General features: G+C 46.6%; 23 protein-coding genes. 4 read left to right on the top strand and 19 right to left on the bottom strand.

Annotated elements, in window-relative coordinates:
* Positions 1–62: 62 nt before the first annotated feature.
* From spoIIIAD to spoIIIAA, 4 genes are read right to left on the bottom strand one after another with little or no spacing between them, the layout of a single operon-like run.
* A complete protein-coding gene (gene spoIIIAD / locus ACE3K2_RS02620; RefSeq protein WP_017687586.1) occupies positions 63–452 on the bottom strand; it encodes a stage III sporulation protein AD in 390 nt (129 codons plus the stop codon).
* 32 nt (positions 453–484) lie between these two features.
* Entirely contained in the window at positions 485–688 is a 204-nt protein-coding gene (spoIIIAC, locus tag ACE3K2_RS02615; protein ID WP_017687585.1) for a stage III sporulation protein AC, read from the bottom strand.
* A 29-nt stretch (positions 689–717) separates the two neighbouring features.
* Complete coding sequence (gene spoIIIAB, locus ACE3K2_RS02610) at positions 718–1,236, bottom strand: stage III sporulation protein SpoIIIAB (RefSeq protein ID WP_421886362.1); 519 nt, start codon at positions 1,234–1,236, stop codon at positions 718–720.
* Positions 1,229–2,233 carry a stage III sporulation protein AA gene (spoIIIAA, locus tag ACE3K2_RS02605; RefSeq protein ID WP_421886359.1) on the bottom strand — a complete coding sequence of 335 codons (1,005 nt, stop codon included), beginning with the start codon at positions 2,231–2,233 and terminating at the stop codon, positions 1,229–1,231. Before spoIIIAA ends, spoIIIAB begins: the two co-directional genes overlap by 8 nt.
* A gap of 264 nt (positions 2,234–2,497) precedes the next feature.
* On the opposite strand from spoIIIAA, the gene ACE3K2_RS02600 reads away from it, so the two are divergent.
* Entirely contained in the window at positions 2,498–3,247 is a 750-nt protein-coding gene (locus ACE3K2_RS02600) for a 2-phosphosulfolactate phosphatase (RefSeq protein ID WP_421886356.1), read from the top strand.
* Between the two features lie 86 nt (positions 3,248–3,333).
* Here the strand turns inward: ACE3K2_RS02600 and ACE3K2_RS02595 are convergent, their stop codons facing one another.
* The 5 genes from ACE3K2_RS02595 to ACE3K2_RS02575 form a co-directional block, all read right to left on the bottom strand.
* A complete protein-coding gene (locus tag ACE3K2_RS02595; RefSeq protein ID WP_421886351.1) occupies positions 3,334–4,587 on the bottom strand; it encodes an aspartate kinase in 1,254 nt (417 codons plus the stop codon).
* Positions 4,588–4,777: 190 nt separating this feature from the next.
* On the bottom strand, positions 4,778–5,335 hold the full coding sequence (gene efp / locus ACE3K2_RS02590; protein WP_017687580.1) for an elongation factor P: 558 nt from the start codon (positions 5,333–5,335) through the stop codon (positions 4,778–4,780).
* Between the two features lie 290 nt (positions 5,336–5,625).
* On the bottom strand, positions 5,626–6,699 hold the full coding sequence (locus tag ACE3K2_RS02585; RefSeq protein ID WP_421886348.1) for a M24 family metallopeptidase: 1,074 nt from the start codon (positions 6,697–6,699) through the stop codon (positions 5,626–5,628).
* A gap of 39 nt (positions 6,700–6,738) precedes the next feature.
* Positions 6,739–7,182, bottom strand: coding sequence for a type II 3-dehydroquinate dehydratase (gene aroQ / locus ACE3K2_RS02580; protein ID WP_421886345.1), 444 nt, complete (start codon positions 7,180–7,182; stop codon positions 6,739–6,741).
* Between the two features lie 76 nt (positions 7,183–7,258).
* Positions 7,259–7,837, bottom strand: coding sequence for a YqhR family membrane protein (locus ACE3K2_RS02575; RefSeq protein WP_421886342.1), 579 nt, complete (start codon positions 7,835–7,837; stop codon positions 7,259–7,261).
* A gap of 215 nt (positions 7,838–8,052) precedes the next feature.
* Between ACE3K2_RS02575 and ACE3K2_RS02570 the strand changes: the two genes are divergently transcribed.
* Positions 8,053–9,045: a DUF1385 domain-containing protein gene (locus ACE3K2_RS02570; protein ID WP_062835280.1), complete on the top strand. Its 993-nt coding sequence runs from the start codon at positions 8,053–8,055 to the stop codon at positions 9,043–9,045.
* A gap of 5 nt (positions 9,046–9,050) precedes the next feature.
* Positions 9,051–9,383: a hypothetical protein gene (locus ACE3K2_RS02565; protein ID WP_421886339.1), complete on the top strand. Its 333-nt coding sequence runs from the start codon at positions 9,051–9,053 to the stop codon at positions 9,381–9,383.
* 61 nt (positions 9,384–9,444) lie between these two features.
* On the opposite strand, the gene ACE3K2_RS02560 is transcribed toward ACE3K2_RS02565, so the two are convergent.
* The 3 genes from ACE3K2_RS02560 to mntR all read right to left on the bottom strand — a co-directional run bounded on the left by ACE3K2_RS02560 (position 9,445) and on the right by mntR (position 12,783).
* Entirely contained in the window at positions 9,445–10,446 is a 1,002-nt protein-coding gene (locus tag ACE3K2_RS02560; RefSeq protein WP_421886337.1) for a patatin-like phospholipase family protein, read from the bottom strand.
* A gap of 91 nt (positions 10,447–10,537) precedes the next feature.
* The gene (locus ACE3K2_RS02555) at positions 10,538–12,148 is read right to left on the bottom strand and encodes a family 10 glycosylhydrolase (protein ID WP_421886334.1); all 1,611 of its coding nucleotides are present in this window, start codon (positions 12,146–12,148) and stop codon (positions 10,538–10,540) included.
* 206 nt (positions 12,149–12,354) lie between these two features.
* A complete protein-coding gene (gene mntR / locus ACE3K2_RS02550; RefSeq protein WP_062835284.1) occupies positions 12,355–12,783 on the bottom strand; it encodes a transcriptional regulator MntR in 429 nt (142 codons plus the stop codon).
* Positions 12,784–12,975: 192 nt separating this feature from the next.
* Here mntR and splB point away from each other — a divergent pair, with 192 nt between their 5' ends.
* Positions 12,976–14,046 carry a spore photoproduct lyase gene (gene splB, locus ACE3K2_RS02545; protein WP_421886331.1) on the top strand — a complete coding sequence of 357 codons (1,071 nt, stop codon included), beginning with the start codon at positions 12,976–12,978 and terminating at the stop codon, positions 14,044–14,046.
* 145 nt (positions 14,047–14,191) lie between these two features.
* On the opposite strand, the gene ACE3K2_RS02540 is transcribed toward splB, so the two are convergent.
* From ACE3K2_RS02540 to ACE3K2_RS02510, 7 genes are all read right to left on the bottom strand, one after another.
* On the bottom strand, positions 14,192–14,905 hold the full coding sequence (locus tag ACE3K2_RS02540) for a cytochrome c biogenesis CcdA family protein (protein WP_421886328.1): 714 nt from the start codon (positions 14,903–14,905) through the stop codon (positions 14,192–14,194).
* Between the two features lie 49 nt (positions 14,906–14,954).
* Complete coding sequence (locus tag ACE3K2_RS02535) at positions 14,955–15,758, bottom strand: metal ABC transporter permease (RefSeq protein ID WP_047843633.1); 804 nt, start codon at positions 15,756–15,758, stop codon at positions 14,955–14,957.
* 52 nt (positions 15,759–15,810) lie between these two features.
* Positions 15,811–16,569, bottom strand: coding sequence for a metal ABC transporter ATP-binding protein (locus ACE3K2_RS02530; RefSeq protein ID WP_421886325.1), 759 nt, complete (start codon positions 16,567–16,569; stop codon positions 15,811–15,813).
* Positions 16,570–16,667: 98 nt separating this feature from the next.
* Entirely contained in the window at positions 16,668–17,726 is a 1,059-nt protein-coding gene (locus ACE3K2_RS02525; RefSeq protein WP_421886322.1) for a metal ABC transporter substrate-binding protein, read from the bottom strand.
* A gap of 235 nt (positions 17,727–17,961) precedes the next feature.
* Complete coding sequence (gene metG, locus ACE3K2_RS02520) at positions 17,962–19,986, bottom strand: methionine--tRNA ligase (RefSeq protein WP_421886320.1); 2,025 nt, start codon at positions 19,984–19,986, stop codon at positions 17,962–17,964.
* 453 nt (positions 19,987–20,439) lie between these two features.
* On the bottom strand, positions 20,440–20,691 hold the full coding sequence (gene yidD, locus ACE3K2_RS02515) for a membrane protein insertion efficiency factor YidD (protein WP_421886317.1): 252 nt from the start codon (positions 20,689–20,691) through the stop codon (positions 20,440–20,442).
* Between the two features lie 2 nt (positions 20,692–20,693).
* Positions 20,694–21,158 (bottom strand): Fur family transcriptional regulator, encoded by a 465-nt coding sequence (locus tag ACE3K2_RS02510; protein ID WP_421886314.1) that lies wholly within the window; start codon positions 21,156–21,158, stop codon positions 20,694–20,696.
* Positions 21,159–21,204: the final 46 nt, after the last annotated feature.

Here is a 21,204-nt window from a genome sequence, read left to right as displayed (position 1 = left end):
AACCGTAAGGCGCCACTGCGGCTTATGATGCATTGATTTCATATGAAGTCCGCACGCCCCTTCTACACCGGCATCAGCTTCATGACGGTTTCGATAATAATGCTGATGATCGGTATAGCAAGCACTAGGATCAATACCTTACCAGCCAGTTCAATCTTGGACGCAATGCTCTCCTGGCCCGCATCCCTGACAATCTGTGCGCCAAATTCGGCAATGTACGCTATGCCAATAATTTTCAGCACCGTTTTCAGATAAATACTTTCCATGCCTGAATTCTCGGCAAGCCGCTTCAACACTTCGATGACTGCACCGATCTTGCCAATTAACAACATGAAGATGACAATGCCGGTCGCAGCAGCAATCAGAAAGGCAAACATCGGTTTCTGTTCCTTAATGACCAGAATGAGCACTGTAGCGATGAGCGCCAAACCTACAACTTGGATAATTTCCACAGGTCACCACCATCCGGCTTCATGACCGTTTTTCATTGAAAAAGAAATATCGATTTGATCTCTTGTAGCAGGCTGTCCAGCATACGGACCACCATGAACAATACAACGACAAATCCGATTACGGTCACCCAGTGAGCCATATCTTCCTTTCCCATTTGTTTCAGTACCGTGTGAATCATGGCAATGATGATCCCGATACCCGCAATTTGAAAGATTGCGTTCACTTCTAAATTCATGACCTTGGCACCTCACTATCCCGGCTATTTCAGAAGATCAGAATGACGATTAACGCTCCGACAAGCATCCCGAGGCTTCGGCTCATTCGTTCATATTTCATTTGATCGGCCTGGGCACGGGATTCCTCATGCATTAGTTGTTGAATGGCTAACGATATATGTTTGGTCTGATCCTGACGGTCACTTGTGCCAAGGCTGAAGCTTAATTGCAGCATGACTTCCCGCTCGTCAGCCTTCATGGCCGATCTTCCCCACGCCAGATCCACGCCTGACTGAAGACTTTCCCGGGCAGTGAGTCCATGGGGAGGTTCCATCTGTGTGGCTGCATGAAGGAACAGCGTCTTTACAGGTTCTTTGGTCTGGGCTCCCATCTTGCCCATGGCATCGGGAAGGGGAGTGAGACCATAGTTAATCTCCGTCATTAGTCGCTGGAGGGCTGCAATGAGTTCTCGCAACTGTCTCGGTCTTAATGCATACTGTCTGGCCTTATAAAAACCGGCGAGGGTGCTGGCTAACAGAATGAGTACTGCACCAAGCATGTTAACCAAAGGCTTCACCTCCTGCTCCGGTCTGCTGCAATCCACGCATTTTGCCATCAGCCAGCCGAAAGGTCATGCCGCGGCTCGTCCGTTGCAGCTGGACATATCGTTGAAACATCTGCTCCGTAATTAAAGTTCTGAGGGCGGGCCTGGCCGACAACTCCGATAGGTCACGGCCATGAGCAGTCGCGATCACAGAGACTCCTGCATGCAGGGCTTCCATCACCGCCTCTGCATCCTCCGGACGACCGATCTCATCCACAATCAGGACATCGGGCGACATGGAGCGAAGCATCATCATCATGCCCTCAGCCTTTGGACAACCGTCCATCACATCTGTGCGGGGACCTACGTCGAAGCCAGGTACTCCTTTGTAGCTACCCGCGATTTCGGACCTTTCATCCACAATGCCCACTTTCAGACGCGGACGTATTCCTTGAACCAGTTCATTGCCCCCAGTAAGTTTTGTACCACTGCTAATTTGTCTCGCCAGATCTCGCAGCAACGTCGTTTTCCCTTGTTGTGGTGGCGAAAGGATCAATGTGTGCAGGACCTGTCCGCTCTTCATATCCAGAAGATAAGGAAGGATACGATCAGCCACTCCATGTACCTCACGCGCTATCCGAACGTTAAAGCCGTTGATGTCGCGCAGGTATTCGACACGCCCACCGCTGAGTACCGTTCGGCCAGCAAGTCCAATTCGGTGTCCGCCTGGGATGGTGATGAACCCTTTGCGCAGTTCCTCTTCCAATGTATAGAGTGAATGGTTACTGATCAGGTCCAGCAACCTGTGCGTCACTTCTTTCTGAGGAACATACGCTTCTTCAGGATTCCCGGTTGGACAACCTTGAGGTGTCAGGAAGTGGTATGTGTTGTCTGCATTAATCTCCAGAGGTCTGCCTTCACGAATACGTACTTCCTCCACTTGTTCCAATAGAGCGGGCGGCATTCTTCCGAGAATGGTTCGGATTGGTTCCGGAAAAAGTTCCTTCCAGTTCACCTTCATGAGTCGGCTCCTCCAACCTTGAGATCATTTGCTTCACACTTCTGACGCTTGTTCATATCTCAAGTTTATGCCTGTACATTTAATTTATGACGCTGAAATCTATCAATTCTTCAGAATACAGTTGAGAGTTGAAACCATAGATCCACCTTCTGTTCTAGGCACCCGTCTATATGTGCATGCATATACTAATCGCAGATAGGTCAGTTCCATTCCGGTTCAAAATTGAACTACCGATCCCCAGATACAGAAAGGAGATGTTGGGGAGTGCGAGTTGATGTGATAGGCAATGTGAATGAAGTACGTACCATTGATATTGCAGGGCGAAGTGCAGTGGTCATTGATGTATTGTGTACGACCAGTACGATTGTTACGGCTCTGGCGCATGACGCTGCGGCTGTGATTGCCGTAGAGACGGTTCCACAAGCCAAACAAATGGAAGTGAAAGATTGCATTCGAGGCGGGGAGCGTTTTGACAAAAAAATCACCGGATTCGAGATGGGGAATTCACCCTATGAATATATGACCGCAGGCATTGCAGATAAAACAATCATTCTTACCACAACCGATGGAACCCGGGCCTTGATCAAGGCTTCCAGGGGAAAACATGTATTCGCAGGTTCATTACTCAATGTGCAGGCTGTTGCAGCAGTTCTATGTGAACTTCAACGAGATGTATTGCTGTTATGTGCGGGGAACCAGGATGAATTTGCTCTGGAGGACGGCTTGTGTGCTGGATGTATCATTGACGAACTGCAGCGTCAATCCTTTACTCCCCTCCAACTAAACGACCTCGGCATATTGCTTCATCAAGCGGTATCCCAAAGTCAGGAGAGCATCCCGGATCTGGTGCAGAGATCTGTTAGCGGACGAAGGCTTGAAAAGTTAGGCAGGATTCATGATATTTCGTATTGTTCTCAATTAAACCTGCTGGATTGTGTTCCCGAGATGGGGGAAGGGAACCGTATGCAACCTTATAAAGGGATACGTGGGGGAAAAATGTTCAAGTTGATGTGAGAATGGTTATGAAAAAAACCAAAAAAGGTGTACTGCTGCCCGTTGGCAACAGTACACCTTTGCTAATTTACATACACAGAAACACCTTATCTGCGATCTTGAGGTCCGCCGATAACAGCTTGCTCTGCAGTGTCGAGATCATATGCTGTATGCAATGCCTTAATAACCTCATGCAGCTTATCTCCATCAATGACACAAGATACTTTGATCTCGGAAGTACTCACCATCTTGATGCTCACGCCTTCAGCGGAAATAACTTTGAACATCTTCGCAGCTACACCAGGGTGACTGACCATACCTGCGCCAACAATGGAGATTTTAACAAGGTTCTCCTCTGAAGTGACCTCACGGTAAGGCAAACGGCTGTGAAGGCCTTCAATGACACGTAATGCGTTCTCACGATCAGACAGTGCCACAGAGAACGAGAAGTCCGCTTTGCCATCCATCACTCCGCTCTGAACGATAATGTCCACATCCAGCTGATTGGATGCAAGCGCACCAAATACTTCAGCCAGAACTCCTGGTACATCCGGCACACCCAAAATACTGATGCGAGCCACGTTTTTGTCATAGGCAATGCCACTAACCACTACGCCTTGTTCCATTGCTGCTTCCTCCTTCACAACCGTTCCTTCATTATGGTTAAAGCTGGATCTTACAATTAAAGGTACACCGGAATGCTTCGCGTACTCTACTGCACGCGGATGCAGTACCGCTGCTCCCAAATTAGCGAGTTCCAGCATTTCGTCGTACGATATTTCCTTCAGCTTGCGCGCAACCTTGACGATTCGCGGGTCCGTAGAATAGATTCCGTCTACATCCGTATAGATCTCGCACGCATCAGCTTTAATGGCTGCGGCCAGCGCTACAGCTGTTGTATCCGAACCACCACGCCCCAGCGTTGTGATCTCGCCGTCTTCCGTCATGCCCTGGAAACCTGCAACAATAACAATATTGCCCTCGGCTAGTGCTGCATTCACACGGTCAGGTTGAATATCATGAATACGTGCTTTTCCGTGAACCGGCTCTGTGCGGAATCCCGCCTGCCAACCTGTAAATGATACTGCCTTACGTCCAAGCGCTTGAATAGCCATCGATAACAAAGAGATCGAAATCTGTTCTCCTGTTGTCAATAACATATCCATCTCACGAGCAGGCAGCTCACTATTCAGTTGTTTTGCCTGATCAATCAAATCATCTGTTGTATCCCCCATGGCCGAAACCACGACTACACACTGATGTCCTTCATCAGCTTTTTCTACAACACGTCCGGCTACACGCTTCATGCGTTCTGTATCTCCGACCGAGCTGCCCCCAAATTTCATGACGTACAATGACAACGCAAATCCACTCCCTACCTTGTGCAGTATGCATAATTGATGTCCATCGTCATTATTCTCTACGAGAAATGACTTTAACCCAGTATATTACGAAAGCGCCTGATAGGCTAATCTTTTTTCGAAAAAACCCTCTGCCAAAGGAATGGCAAAGGGTTGTTAATACCGTTTATTAGCTTACAGCTTGTGAAAGTTACGCACGGGAAGAGTATTTACCTTCACGTGTGTCAATCAGGAGAACGTCACCTTCGTTAATGAACAAAGGAACCTGTACGTTCAAGCCTGTTTCCACTTTTGCATTTTTGGTAGCACCTTGTGCAGTGTTACCTTTAACACTTGGCTCAGTCTCGATGACTTTCAACTCAACGCTTGTTGGCAAGTCGATCCCGAGGATTTCACCTTGGTAGCTAACGATCTTAACGACCATGTTTTCTTTCAGGAAGTTCAATTCCCACTCCAGTTGATCACTAGTCAATGTGAACTGATCATATGTTTCGTTATCCATGAACGTGTGCTCTGTACCACTTGCATACAGGTAGGATACGCCGCGGTTTTCGATGATGGCACGGCCAATGGTTTCGCCTGCACGGAATGTTTTTTCAACCGTGTTACCATTACGAAGGTTTTTCAATTTGGAGCGTACGAAGGCAGCACCTTTACCTGGTTTAACGTGTTGGAAATCAAGCACGGTATAGATATCGTTGTCTACTTGCACGGTCAAGCCTGTTTTAAAATCGTTTACTGAAATCACAAAAAATCCCTCCTGATATGGTTGAAAAGTAGGTGATATAAGACGATGGGTTAATGTTATATGTAAAATGAATCCTAGAAAGGCCACCTCGTTCACTTCGATTTCAGCACCATCCTCCGATCGCTGTTATCCCCAGATTTTTTGATCCCATTATTAATGGTAAAATCCGGTGATAAAGGCGAACGCTTCGCTTCTTCAGATCGGTTCTGCACTCTCCGTTATGGTGAAATTTCTTATTTTCAATTTAAATAACACATTAAAAATCGTCTTATATCCCTGGTGGCTGTAATTTAGCCGATTACGGTGAACTTCTTGTCCGACTTCGTGAGAATATGAATACCCGTCTCGGTAATCACTACGTCATCCTCGATACGCACGCCGCCAAGTCCGTCAATATATATACCCGGTTCAACGGTAACAACCATACCCGGTTTCAATACATCGTCGCTAAGCTTGGACAAGCGGGGAGCTTCATGTACTTCCATACCCAGACCGTGGCCTGTGCTATGTCCGAACTGATCTCCATATCCGTGACCTGCAATGATATCACGAGCCAATGCATCTGCTTCCCGTCCGGTCATGCCCGGTTTCAGGTTCTCCAGCGTATGTAACTGAGCTTCCAGTACAATGTCATAAATTTTGCGCAGTTCAGGTACAGGTGTACCTGTTGCAATGGTACGTGTCAGATCTGAACAGTATCCGTCCAAAAGTGCACCAAAGTCAAATGTAATTAACTCATTCTGTCCGATGACCTTGCTGCTCGCTACACCGTGAGGCATGGCTGAACGTTCACCCGAGGCTACAATGGTGTCAAATGAAGAGGACGTTGCTCCATGTTTGCGCATGAAAAACTCCATCTCCAGATCCACTTCACGCTCCGTCATGCCTGGTTTTGCAAACTGCAAAACGTGGCTGAACGTGGCATCTGCAAGATCTGCTGCTCTCTGCATAACTGCGATCTCTTCTTCATCCTTGAACATACGAAGTTGTTCCACGATCCCGGATACTGCTTTCAGTTCAACAGACTGAAGTGCGTCAGCATAAGCGGAATGCGTGCCAAATGTAACACTATCCTGCTCGAAGCCAACTTCCTTGATATTCGCGGATGCAAGCAGTTCACGCACCGTATCCATCGGTTTAGCTCCATGCTCCACCACGGTGAATCCTTTGGCTTGCTGAGGCGCTTGAGCCATGTAACGGAAATCAGTCAGCAAGAAAGCATCCTGTTCCGTAATCAGCACATATCCCGCCGAACCTGTAAAGCCCGTCATATAACGACGGTTAATCGGGTTTGTAATCAGCATTGCTCTGAGTTCACGCTCACGCATGGCTTCACGCATCTTATTTACTCGTTTGTTTTCCATCGGTAACCCTTCTTTCTCTCACATTCCCGGGTTCCCGGCTCAGGTTTGTTTGTCCAGATGACGCACAAGAGCCAGCAATCCCAGTTCATAGCTTACTTCGCCAAATCCGGCAATCTGCCCGATTGTTTCCGCTGCAATCACTGAATGATGTCTGAACGCTTCTCGTGCATGAATGTTGGATAGATGTACTTCAACCGTAGGGATTTTTACAGCATTGATTGCATCACGGATAGCATAGCTGTAATGGGTAAATGCTCCGGCATTCAATATTATTCCTTCTGCTTCACCCATAGCTGCATGAATGCGGTCAATAATGTCCCCTTCATGGTTCGATTGATAAAAAGCGATGGAGACGCCTAGTTCATCAGCCTGTCTGCGAATTTTGTCCTCAATATCCTTCAGACTAAGCGTTCCATAGATGCCCGGTTCACGTACACCAAGCATGTTCAGGTTCGGACCATTGATCACAATAATTCGTTTCATCGCTGCTCCACCCTCTCTGCAAATAACCATCTGCTATTTTAACACAGCCATTGCCGGATTGAGAAGCTTTTTTGCGCTATGCCCCCGCTTGCTCCGGCTCGCGTTTACGTTCATCCGTGTACTCCATGGCTACCGTGTAACCAATGAACAACCCCCATAACAAAAAGAAACAGAGTTCCGTGAAGATCGAATCCCACGTTAAAACGTTCAAAGGCTTCATCATTCCCAGTTTTGGCCCGACCAGAACAAAGAGAACCAGCCACCAGACAATTCCATACACCATGCCAGGTATAGGCCCTTTCAGTTTTCTAATCGTGAACGTATAAAGCAAGGATGCCAAGATGGAAAAAACGATAAAAAACAGCCATCCTGTCAAATGTCCTGCTGCTGTATATATATATTCATGTTTGAAAAAAGGTTCGGCCAGAAATCCCACCGGCACAATTGTAAAATGCAACAGATAGAATAACCAGTGCAGCCCCCCCCATATAAAACCGGCAAAGAAGCCAAGCTCCAACGCAAAGGAAAATGGATTGGTATAATAGTGCGGTTGACCCTGCCTCTGGGTAGTTCGCCTGCCCTTGTCTTTTTGCTGCCGCTCATTGGGTCGTTGACCTTCATCATGTGATGTATCTTCATGCTTGCGTTCTGTCATTGATATTCTCCTTCATATTAAGTTGATAATCCCGCAATATGCCCCGGATTTACTGTCTGATTCTACGAGGTAGTATGTTCAAAACAGGACAATCTTAACAACATCCTTCAAGGTTTGACTCACAAACTAGAAATTGGTCGTAAAATTCGATACAATAGGGTTATTAAACTGCCTTTGATTGATAAGGCCTAGAACAGAATAGGAAGGTGAATAATTTGCCTCAACAATCCAAGCCTGTCAGCTATGGGGGGCAAGCTGTCATTGAAGGCGTAATGTTTGGTGGGAAACATGTCAACGTTACAGCTGTTCGCAGAAAAGACGGCGAAATTACGTATCTGGAAGTTCCCAAGCAAGACAAGTCCTGGGTCACCAAATTGCGGCGGATTCCTTTATTACGCGGAATTGTCAGCATTATAGATTCAAGTGTCAAAGGTAGCAGACATCTTAATTATTCTGCTGACGCCTATGCTGATGATGAACTGGAACCGGAAGAGAAAGCCAAGCAAAAAGAGAAAGAAGGCTCGGGCTGGAGTCTTAGCATGATCATTGGTGTGACCGCCGTAGCCATCCTTTCATTCCTTTTTGGTAAAGTTGTGCTGACATTGCTTCCTGTTGTAATCGAGAATTTTCTGTTCAAAAATGCATTCGACAATCAGTTTTTGCATAATTTACTGGAAGGCGGCATTAAGCTGATCCTGTTACTCGCCTATCTGTGGTTAATCTCACAGACGCCGATGATTAAACGTCTCTTCCAGTATCATGGAGCGGAACACAAAGTCATCAGCGCACATGAAGCTGGTGAAGAACTGACACCGGAGAACGTGCAAAAGTACAGCCGGTTGCACTACCGCTGTGGAAGCAGCTTCATTATGTTGACTGTCATTATTGGAGTATTTCTGTACTCCCTCTTCACATACGACAACCTTTGGGAGCGTATGGGCCAACGTCTGTTGTTATTGCCAGTTGTGCTAGGCATTTCTTTTGAACTGTTAAAACTTACAAACTCCGTACGTGATATTCCTGTACTGCGTTATCTCGGCTATCCAGGATTGTGGCTGCAATTGCTGACAACAAAAGAACCAACCAACGAACAGGTAGAAGTATCCATTGCTTCGTTTAACCGCATGCGTGAGTTGGATGCCAAGCTTGCCAATGTCTCGGCTACATCAGAAGTACCTGTTGCAACACTCGATCCTGTGAAAGGGTGAATGATATGAACAAGCAGGCAATCGTATTTTGGACGTTCATCGCACTAGCTGCTGTTGGAGTCTTGACTTGGCTGGGAAATGCTAGTCCATCCAGGATCATTATTCCTCTGGTCGTGTTCGGAGCTGTATTCCTGCTGTACAAATATCCGCCTCGTCGCTGGGCAAACAAAGCCAAATCACCAAAGATCAAGCCATCGGCACGAACCATGGCTAAGGTCAATGCACAGTCCAGTGCCAGAAAAAGCAGCGGCTCTTCTAAGAAACGCAAGGATTATCCTTTCCAAGTGATTCAGGGACAAAAAGGAAAAAGCGATGAAGATATACCTAAATTCCACTAACAGTTATTGATATACAAAAAAGCAGTTCTCCCAATATGCGGAGAATTGCTTTTTTTCACGTTTATACTGGAATCAGAGGCGGAGCTTCTGCTTGTTTTTTGCGTAATTCTTTCCTTTGTTTGTCCAGCTGTTCATCATACACTTTTATATTCCACCCGTTGAAAAATTCGCTCCCTGCCGTAGCACCTGATCGATATAAGGCCGTGCTGTCCTGTAACGATAAATGAAATTGCGTTGGTTTAATTCCAAGCGTTGGTATTTTCACTGTACGAAATCGGTTAATCTGTTCAATGTAGCGTTCATCATGAGCTGTAAGCATCGTCTCCACAAGGGCCTGAAGCATGCTTAGCGGTCCTTTAATCCGGGCAGGTTCCACTTCCGTCTTGCCCACCATTTTGAAACCGACAACCGGAATAACGTCTCCCCCTCGTTCCGAACGATCACCATCGAAGAGCCACAGCGGAAAATTGCTAAGTAATCCACCATCCACTACATATACGAATTGATCTTGAAAAGAAAGGCCTTTGGAGAATACTGGCGATTTGCGTATGACAACCGGATCAAAAAAATACGGAATACTGCAACTCATACGAACCGCTTTTGCCACATCCAGCTTGGCAGGGTCAATGCCAAACCGCCGGATATCGTCCGGCAGCACCAAAATGGTTCCATTGGATATATCGGATGCGGTAATAAGCAACTTGCCTTGCGGCAAGTCAGCGAATGTGCGAATCCCTTTCTGTGCCAGCATCTTGCGAATCCATGATTCCAGCGCTTCTCCCGAATACAGTCCTTTCTTCAAGAACAGCCTTGCTGCGGGTCCGATCCATCGGGTATTAAATATGGGGGACCGACGCAGCAATGAAACAAAGGGTGTCTTCTCAATAATGTCTTTCATCTCTTCGGCCCGGTAACCCGCCGCTAACAGCGCAGCTACAATGGAGCCAGATGATGTGCCAGCCACCCGATTGAACTGAATGCCACAATCTTGAGCACCCTGCACAGCACCGGCAAGCGAAATTCCCTTGACGCCTCCACCTTCAAATACCGCGTTAATTAACATCACCAAAAACCCCCGTTCTCCAGGCAGCCACATTTCTACTGCCACTCTATGAGAACAAGGGTTTGTCTTATCACTGTATTGTTAAAATGTTTTATAGACCATAGTAGGCTTTCAACTTGGTAATCACGCCGAGAGGGTTCTTTGTCAGGTGCTGTGAACTAAAGAAAATGTCCCCTTTGATCGAACCATACTTCTTGTTGTAGTTCAACTGATCGATGATCTCCTGTGAGGTCTGCCAGCCAATCTCCGGTGTACCCAGCTTATAAGGAGAGTGGCCGATATACAATTTCACATTTGTGTTAGCCACTTCATTCGCCCACCAGTCCACGACTTTGTCGTATCTGGCTGCGCTAAGTGTCATACTCCAATACACCTGAGGAGCGACATAGTCGATCCACTCCTGGTTAATCCATGTCCGCACATCTGCATTCATGCTATCATACGCGGTTACTCCTGCTTTGGTATCGGAGCCAGTCAGATCAACAGATTTGTTACGCCATACACCAAATGGACTAATTCCATATTCAACATTAGCTTTCACGCGGTGAATGCTCTGTCCAAGCTGCTTGACGAACTGATTGATATTATCCCGACGCCATTCAGCACGGTCTTTGGTGTTCAATGTGTTATAGGTTTTGAAGGCTGCATCATCATTAAATGTCACATTGGATGGATAGAAATAATCATCCAGGTGTACTCCATCAATATCATACTGATTGACCACTTCCATGATTGTATCAATAATATGCTGTCTGGCTTCCGGGATACCCGGGTTAATGTACATTTTGCCAGATGCATTCACAATCCAGTCGGGATGAAGCTTGGAGATGTGATTTGCAGCCAAGTTCGTTGTACTCGCTGAGTTGGTCGCTCTAAACGGATTAAACCAGGCATGAAACTCCAGACCCCGCTTGTGTGCTTCCTCAATCATGAAGGCAAGGGGATCATAGCCTGGATCTTTACCCTGTGTTCCTGTCAGCACACTGTTCCAAGGTACCAGACCAGAAGGATAGATCGCATCCCCGTTGGCTCTCACTTGGACAAATACAGCGTTAATGCCCATGCCTTGTAATGTATCAAGCTGTTTCGTGTATTCCTGTTTTTGCTTCTCTGCATTCCCCTTGGCTCCGGATGAAGGCCAGTCTCCATTCACAGTGGAGATCCAGGCTCCCCGCATCTCTTCAGATGCTGGTACAGTGCCTGTGCCTCCAGGCTCTGCCGGGGTTGCCGGAGTTGGTTCAGGAGTTGGGACAGATTCGTCTCCTGTGTACAGATTAATGGTCTGGTCTGCCTGATTCCAATTCACTCGAATGCCAAGGTTCTCACTGACAAATCGAATAGGTACCATGACCCGACCTTGCTTTAATTCTACCGATGCATCCAGACCAACCACAGTGTTATCCACGATCGCCTGTTGGCGTCCACTTGTCATCGTAATGACCGAATCAGATTTCTGGATGGTCACGGTACGAGTAGCTTGAGACCATAGCACAGACGCACCCAGTCCTTCGCTAATGACACGTAGAGGTACCATTGTTACATTTACTTTGGGCAAGATGTAGGGTGATACATCCGATTCCAAGCGGTTGCCGTCCAGAAAAATAGCGATCTCCCTCTGCCCGGCGGCTTGTGCCGTCATACCTGCTGTCTGTAATCCAAGTACAAAAATGAGCAGCAGCATCAATCCTTTACGAACATTCATTAGTGCAGTCCTCCAAAATCATTATAATTTGCGGTAAATTCTACTAGTTTAATAGACGCTCCTAGCGGTTATTTAGTTGCGATAATCACCAAATTATGGTGTGAAACCAAACCAAAAAATGCTTCCTGCCATTGAAACGGCAAGAAGCATCCTTTGATCACAAGTACAATTCATTGTATATTACGATTTAAATTAACTGCTGCAAATCAAGACTCCGTATTACTCATGACGTCCTGAAGATTTTTGAGGTCACGTAACCGACTCTCATCCTGACGGAAGTATTCTACCAAAGACTCAATACAGGTAATGGAGTCCCAGCTCAGGTGATGTTCAATGCCTTCCACATCATTATAGATATTCTCTTCCTGAACACCAATCGTTGTCAAAAACTGCTCAAGCAGATGATGGCGCTCCATCAAACGTTTGCCCATCTTTTTGCCCTTTGGCGTAAGTACCAATCCGCGGTACTTCTCATAGATCAGGTACTCGTCTTTGTCCAGCTTTTGGATCATCTTCGTCACCGATGAAGGATGTACTTCCAGTCCTTCAGCTATATCAGACACACGAGCATAGCCCTTTTCATCAATTAATTTGTATATACGCTCCAAATAATCTTCCATACTGGGCGTTGGCATCTGCTTCCCTCTTTTCTCTCTGACCGGCCCCTATTCGTGCCTGGTCCCTATCTTATAATGATACATGTTATCAATACGCATTGGCAAGTCCTGCACAGTTCGGGGCGTGCTGTTACACAAGTAATTGGCAGGCGTGACTTCTCCTCAAACGAGGCAAACTAAACAAAGTTTCGCATCGAAAGGAGTGATTTCGTGAGTACAAATGTAGCCTCACCGCCACTTCGTAAAGCAAAAGGTACTAAACCCTTTATTCCCGATTTGGTGTATTTTGAACCCGGTGCGTTGGAATACGATAAAGGCAAACGGATTATGGAATGGGTGACATCCAAAAACATCCCTTATCAGATGACCACATCCCATAACCGAATCACAAACTTGCCGGGTGAAACCGAACAAGAAAAGTACCGGATGGCAAAACGTACTCTGGTCGTCGGTGTGCGTAAAACACTTAAGTTTGACCAGTCGAAACCTTCAGCGGAATATGCCATTCCCATCTCTACAGGCTGTATGGGGCACTGCCATTATTGTTATCTTCAAACGACACTTGGCGCCAAACCTTATGTACGTGTCTACGTCAATACCGAAGAGATCATTCAGGCAGCCAAGGGATACATCGATGAACGCGCGCCTGAAATCACGCGCTTTGAAGCGGCCTGTACTTCCGATCCCGTAGGATTGGAGCACATCACGGATAATCTGAGTGACTTGATCCGCTTTATGGCGGAAGAAGAATATGGCCGCTTGCGCTTTGTAACCAAATATCATCACGTTGATCCGTTGCTGAACATTAAGCATAACGGTCATACCCGTATCCGGTTTAGTGTTAATTCGGATTATGTCATCAAAAACTTTGAACCGGCTACTTCAAGGTTTGAGGAACGCATTGAAGCTGCTGGTAAAATTGCACATGCCGGTTATCCCCTGGGCTTCATTATCGCTCCTATTATGTGGTATGAAGGTTGGGAAGAAGGATATTCGGATCTGTTACAAAAGCTGGCAGATACACTTCCAGAGGAAGCAACCAGGGATCTTACGTTTGAGATGATCCAGCACCGTTTTACCAAAACGGCCAAAGCGACCATTGAAAAGCGATATCCTAAAACCAAGCTGGAGATGGATATCGAGAAACGCAAGATGAAATGGGGCCGCTGGGGCCAGTACAAGTATGTGTATAAAGATGACCAGCAGGATGCGTTGCGCGAATTCATTACGGAACGCATCTTTGAACATTTCCCGCTAGCCAATATTGATTACTTCACCTAAACGAAAAACGGGACTGTCCATAATGTTATGCGGGTATAAATTTTCCTAACAAACGATTAAAAAGCAGGTTACATGATCCAGAGAGACTCTGAATTCATGTAGCCTGCTATCCATACATAATAAAATTCAAAAACATTTCATGCGTTTAAATAATCATCCAGTCTGGTGTAATCTGCTGCAACCAGATCGTAATTTTGGTCATCTGATCTGTAAAAAGCAATACCCCGAGGAACAACATTAATGCTCCCCCGATTTTCATCATGACGTTGGAATACCGTAAGATCCAGCGTGTCGAACCGATGAAAAAGGCCAAAACGAAGAACGGTATGGCAAACCCTGCGGTATAACCTGTAATCAGCGCCAGCCAGGTTGTGGGCTCACTCGCTGCCATAGCAATGATCGCTGTTAGAATAGGGCCAATACAAGGCGACCAGCCTGCTGAGAAACCGATGCCAAATATAAAGGAGCCCAGATAACCTGCTGGTTTCCATTTCATGTCTAGCTTGCGTTCCTTCATCAGAAACTGCGGCTTGAACACCCCAAGCAAAAATAACCCCATAAGCATAATCAGAATCGCAGACAATTGCCGGATCAAATCACGGTTATCATTGAAAAATTGGCCAAACAGTCCCGCACCAAGCCCAAGTGAATAAAATACAGCCGAGAAACCCAAAATAAACGCCAGCGTATGCGTCATGGTCTTAAAGCGGACTTCTCGCTGATTTCGGTCATCCTTCAATTGTTGCACCGTCATACCTGTAATGTAGGAGAGGTACGACGGATACAACGGAAGACAACATGGTGATATAAATGAGACCAAACCTGCTACAAAAGCCATCCATACATTAACATCAGGCATGAAGCGGATGTCTCCCTTCCCCGGGCTCACGTGCTTGCTCGTTCCGTCGTCAGGCTCGGAACCCTTTTTTTCCAATCATCGTCAGAATCAGCATCATGATCAGCAATAATACAATCGTTGCTCCAGGTGCGAGGTTCCAGATGCCTGCTACGACCAGTCCAAGAACTACGGCAATTTCGCCGATAATCACGGACAAAATAATGGCGGATTTGAAACTTCTGGCCATCAATAGGCTGACCGCTACCGGAATGGTCAATAGTGCTGACACCAGAAGCGCACCGACAATCTTGATTGCCGTGCTAATGACAAGTGCTGTCATCACAGTGATTAACATGTTCAGAATTCTCACTGGCAACCCTGTAACTGCTGCCGCATCTTCCTCAAAGCTGAGCAGGAAAAATTCCTTATGTAACAATGCCACTACAATCACCACGATCAGCGTAACCACACCTACCAGCTTCAGATCCGTAGCGTCTAATGTATATATGCTGCCAAACAAATAACTCATGACATCTGCATTATATCCTTTGCCCAGCGTGAAGAACAAGGAAGCCAGCGCCACGCCACCAGACATGATAATGGCAATCGATAATTCGGCGTAACTCTTGTACGCTTTGCGCAATTTCTCTATCGCAAATGAAGCAAGTACGGCAAATATCAAGCCCACCGCAATGGGATACACTTCAATCAGAAATCCAAGTGCAACGCCGGCAATGGTCACATGAGACAACGTGTCTCCGATCATGGATAACCGACGTAAGACCAGGAACAGCCCGATTAACGGAGCGGTAATGCCAATTAACAATCCTCCCGCCAGCGCACGCTGAAAAAAATCACTCATTAATATTTCCAAAACAAACACGACTCCTTCGGCCTTACTCTAATCTATTGGGCCATAAAAACGGCTAGCGTACCTGTGCAGTGGTATGTTGCAGATTGGTCTCAGCACAATCCTGTACCTCATGCGAATGACGGACATGGAAATTAATTTTGCCATTCGTTACCGCAGCTTCAGAACCCAGATAACTCTCCATCCGATCCATATCATGAGACACCATCAGAAAAGTCATGCGGTGATGTTCATGCATATGCGTAATCAGTTCAAAGAAACTGGCCTGTGATTCAGCATCAATACCTACTGTGGGTTCATCCAGAATCAACAGATCCGGGTGATTAATAAGCGCCCGTGCCAAAAATACACGCTGCTGTTGTCCGCCGGACAATTGACCAATTCGTTTGTTCGCAAGATCCTCGATCCGCATGACCTGCATCGCATCCGTGCACTGTTGCTGACATTTGCGAGACATACGACGGAACATGTTTTTGTTATTGTATAAACCTGACATGACCACTTCACGAACGGTCGCAGGGAACAACGGGTTAAATGCATTCTTTTGTGGCACATACCCGATTCGGTTCCAGTCCTTGAACCTGCGGATCGACTGTCCGAATAGTTTGATATCTCCCTGCGCAGGAGGAAGAAGTCCTACCAACATACGCAGCAATGTCGTTTTACCCGCCCCATTGGAACCGATAATCCCGACAAAGTCCCGCTCCTGGGCCATAAAATTGAGATTCTCAATCACTCGCTGGTCCCCGTAGGAAAATGATAGGTTCTCGATCTCTATAATCGGATCATGACATAGTGGCATGATTTGCTGCATGGCAAAGCCGCCCTTCATTATATATAAGAATCCATAGCGTCCTAAGAGCCTTCACCGCGAACGGTAAAGACTCTTTGAGCTGAATCCTTCATTCTATCTTATTTTAATGCGATCAGCAGATTTTGCAAATTTTTCTCCATCAGGGTGAAATAATCATCCCCGTTTGTTGCCTGCTCCTTGGTTAATCCCTCAACCGGATTAAGGACCATGGTCTCCACGCCTGCTTCACTTGCCAATGTTTTCGCCAATTTGTCCGATACCAGCTCTTCGAAGAAAATGTACTTAATGCCTTCATCTTTAACCAGTTTCGCAAGTTTCACAATATCCTGTCCTGTCGGTTCAGCATCCGGGGAGAGTCCCATAATGGCATGCTGGGTTAATCCATAATCACGCGCAAGGTAGCCGAACGCTTGGTGCGAGACAACAATTTCCTTGTTCGGTACGGTAGCCAATTCATCTGTAAAACGCTGATCCAGCGTCTCAAGCTTCGTACGAAGCGCTTCATAACGTTGTTCGTAACCTGCTTTGTGATCCGGATCTGCCTCGACCAGACTATTTTTGATGTTTTCAGCCATGATCATGGCTGATTTCGGACTAACCCACGTATGCGGATCAATATGATGATCAGCGACATCTTCACTGGTAGCCTCATCTGTGTGTTCATCTGCATGTTCGTCTTCATGCTCTTCGCCGTGACCGTGCCCATCATCACCCTCAGCAGTTAACAACGTAACCCCTTCGCTGACGGCAACAGACTTCACTTGAGTATCGCCATTCAGCGACTTCAGGAAATTGGGCACCCATCCTTCCAGTCCAGCACCATTATAGAAAAACAGCTGTGCCTTGGACGTATTAACAATATCCTGACTCTTCGGAGTCCAGTCATGTGGCTCTACTCCTGTTGGCAGCAGATTAATGACATTGGCATCCTCACCACCGATGGCAGTCGTAAAAGCATATACAGGATAAAATGTCGTCACAACGTTAACCTTGCCTTCCACAATCTTTGCACTATTGGAGTTATCCTGCCCACACGCAGACAATACCAGCAAAGTGAGAATAAGCAAACCCGTCCACAGTACCTTCATGCTGCCTCTTTTGCTCTTCTTCCCTATCCGGTTATCCTGAACTTGATGTTGCACTTTATAAAATGTCATTATGATTCACTCCGCATCTCTTAATCGTAAACATTACTGAAAGAATTATAGGTAACCTGAACCTACTTGTCAAGCTATCCCGTTCTATTATTCTTTCCTGAAGTACGGAGTTCATAACAGTATATGCTTGTTCTCTTCCCGTCAGATGCGAATTATATCAACAAAAAAAGGACCCGAATTACATCGGGTCACCTTGAGTCATAGTTACGACAGTATTTATATCTTCATTTATATTTTATTTTACTTGTGCTCCATTAGGCATGTTGTCTGGTACTGTAGCAAGTGTAAGCTGGTCGCCATGGGACGCTGCAAGGATCATCCCCTGAGACAGTTCACCACGAAGTTTCACCGGTTTGAGGTTAGTCACACAGATGACTTTGCGTCCAACCATTTCTTCTGGCGAATAAAACTTCGCGATTCCTGAGACAACCTGGCGCTGCTCATAACCCAGATCGAGCTGCAATTTCAACAATTTATCCGCTTTTTTGACAGGTTCGCAGGAAATGACTTGAGCCACACGCAGCTCAACTTTGGCAAAATCGTCAATACCAATCTCTTCCGTACCTTCAGGTGCAGTTACCGGTTCAACCGCTGCCGAAGTTCCAGCATCTGCTTGACTTGTTTCAGGCTGTGCTGCTTTTTGGCCGCCAGTCATCGCTTCTGAGATATAAGCAATTTCCTGTTCGGAATCCAAACGCGGGAAGATTGGATCACCTTTTTGCAAGGCGTTTCCAGCCGGAACCAGTCCCCATTGCTTGGCTGTATCCCAAGCCGTAAGTTCACCTTCCTGAATACCCAGCTGTGCCCAGATTTTATGGGGAGCACGCGTCAGGAACGGTTGCAACAAAATGGAAGCAATGCGCAAGCTTTCGATCAGGTGAGCCATAACGGATGCCAATTCATCACGTTTCGCTTCATCTCGAGCCAGCGCCCATGGCTGCGTCTCATCAATATATTTATTGGTGCGGCTGACAAACTGACTGATCGCTGTCAGTGCTACGGAAAACTGCAGGTTTTCCATCGCCTGTTCCACTTTTTCCACCGTGGCATGACCTGCTTCTTCCAATGAAGCATCAAATTCAGTTACGTTGGAAGCAAATGCAGGGGCTTTACCTTCAAAATATTTGTCTACCATGGCAACTGTACGGTTCAACAGGTTACCCAGATCGTTCGCGAGGTCGGAGTTGACACGCTCAACGAAGCTCTCTGGTGTAAATGTACCATCGGAACCAAACGGTACTTCACGCAGCAGGTAATAACGAAGTGCATCGAGACCATAGCGGTCAATCAGAGTCACCGGATCCACAACATTGCCTTTGGATTTGGACATCTTGCCGTCCTTCATCAACAACCAGCCATGTGCAAACACTTTCTTCGGCAAAGGCAGATCCAATGCCATCAACATAATTGGCCAGTAAATCGTATGGAAACGAACAATTTCTTTACCTACCAGATGCACATCCGCAGGCCAGAACTTGTTATACAGGGATGCATCGGATGAACCGTAGCCCAGTGCTGTAATATAGTTGGACAACGCATCAATCCACACGTAGACTACGTGTTTTGGATCGCCTTTAACTTTGACGCCCCATTCAAATGTAGTCCGTGATACGGCCAAATCTTCAAGACCTGGCTTGATGAAGTTGTTAATCATCTCGTTCTTACGGGATTCCGGCTGGATAAAGCCCGGGTTCTCTTCATAATATTTCAACAGCCGATCAGCATACTTGCTCATACGGAAGAAGTAGGATTCTTCTTTGACCAATTCAACCGGGTGTCCGCTATCTGGGCTCTTGGCCGTGATAATCTCACCCTTCTCATTTTTCTCTACATCCACCAGTTGAGTCTCTGTGTAATACGTCTCATCCGGAATGCTGTACCAGCCTTCATACTCACCTTTGTAGATATCTCCCTGTTTCAGCAAACGGTCAAAGATATCCTGAACGACGGTTTTGTGACGCTCTTCGGTTGTACGGATAAAATCGTCATTGGAAATGTCCAGTTTGTTCCACAATTCCTTGATCCCCACAACGATATCGTCGATAAAAGCTTGTGGTGTCTGTCCTTTCTCTTGTGCCTTGCGCTCAATCTTCTGTCCATGCTCATCGGTTCCTGTCAGATAATGAGCATCATAACCGCGTAAACGCTTGTAACGAACCATCGCATCTCCCGCCACTGTTGTATACGCATGCCCAATATGCAATTTGTCACTCGGATAATAGATCGGGGTTGTCAGATAAAATGTTTTTTGGTCAGCCATGAATGACTTCTCCTCCTTCAAATGTTCCTGCTTCATGTGATCTGTTCGTCCAAAACAACTAAAAAAGAACACAAAAAACTCCCGCCCCTATGGGACGAGAGTTGCTCTCACGTGTTACCACCCAAATTCCCCATGTTTTTCTCAAAACACAGGCTCTGTCGGTCCTTCGACCGCCCATTAACGCTGGATCACGCCTCAGCCTTACGACAGCAGCTCTGAAATCACTGTCTGCACGCTCGAAAGAGGTTCCTCCGGGACCATATTCCATCCTCCTCCCAGACCGGTTCTCAGCTCATCCGGCTCTCTGCACTGGGGGTGTGTCTGTACTTATCCCTTCACTGGAAATCATATAGGAAAAATATACTGAAATGCGGGCCCCTTTGTCAAGTGGACAGCATCCTCAAGTTCAATCCCGGCATGCCTCCAGGCCACCGAATGCTTCCGGTTATAACGTTAGTCTGATACCAGAGTAGACTTCTCCGCCTTTGGTGGTACCAGATCCACTCCACCAGGATGAAACGGGTGGCATTTGGCAATACGTTTTGCTGTTAGCAGCGAGCCTTTGAGCGCACCGTGCACTTCAATCGCCTCCATGGCGTAAGCCGAACAGCTTGGATAGAACCGACATGTTGGCGGTGTCAGTGGAGAGATATAGTTGCGGTACACCCGAATAGGTGCCTGAGCAATTCTGCGCGATAACTTCATCGTTAATGCTTCCCGTGGGCGTGATGATGTCCCGACGCTGCTTTGGCAGGAGCATGCTCAGCACAGTCCTTGCAGTATCCAAACACCTCGAACTTGTGGTCCACAACCTGAAATTGCTCAGGCGCATCCGCAAGCTGCATCGGGCAAAAAATAATAGGATATGTCTTCTGACACTTCAGACAGATCATATGATGGTGATGATGATCTTCACTACAGTGTGCTTTGAATTTAACGCCATCTTCGAAGATGACCTGTTCCAGTACACCCAGTTCCTGCATCACCCGCAAGTTTCTATATACGGTGTCAAAACTCAGTCCGCTGTAAGTCTTACCCATATATTCATAGACGTCCTTGGGTGTAAGATACCCGGGGGACTCGGCAAATAACCGGGCCAGCGTTTTCCGCTGATCGGTAATGCGGAGCCCCTGTGAGGACATGGTCGAAATAATCTGTTCTGTCGACAGCATGATCTAAAGCACCTCCTGTCATACGAGCATTTTGCCTCATCTGTAT

Origin of the sequence: Paenibacillus sp. (assembly GCF_048976745.1) — a bacterium.
GTDB lineage: Bacteria > Bacillota > Bacilli > Paenibacillales > Paenibacillaceae > Paenibacillus.
This window is presented reverse-complemented; position numbering and strand designations above follow the sequence as displayed.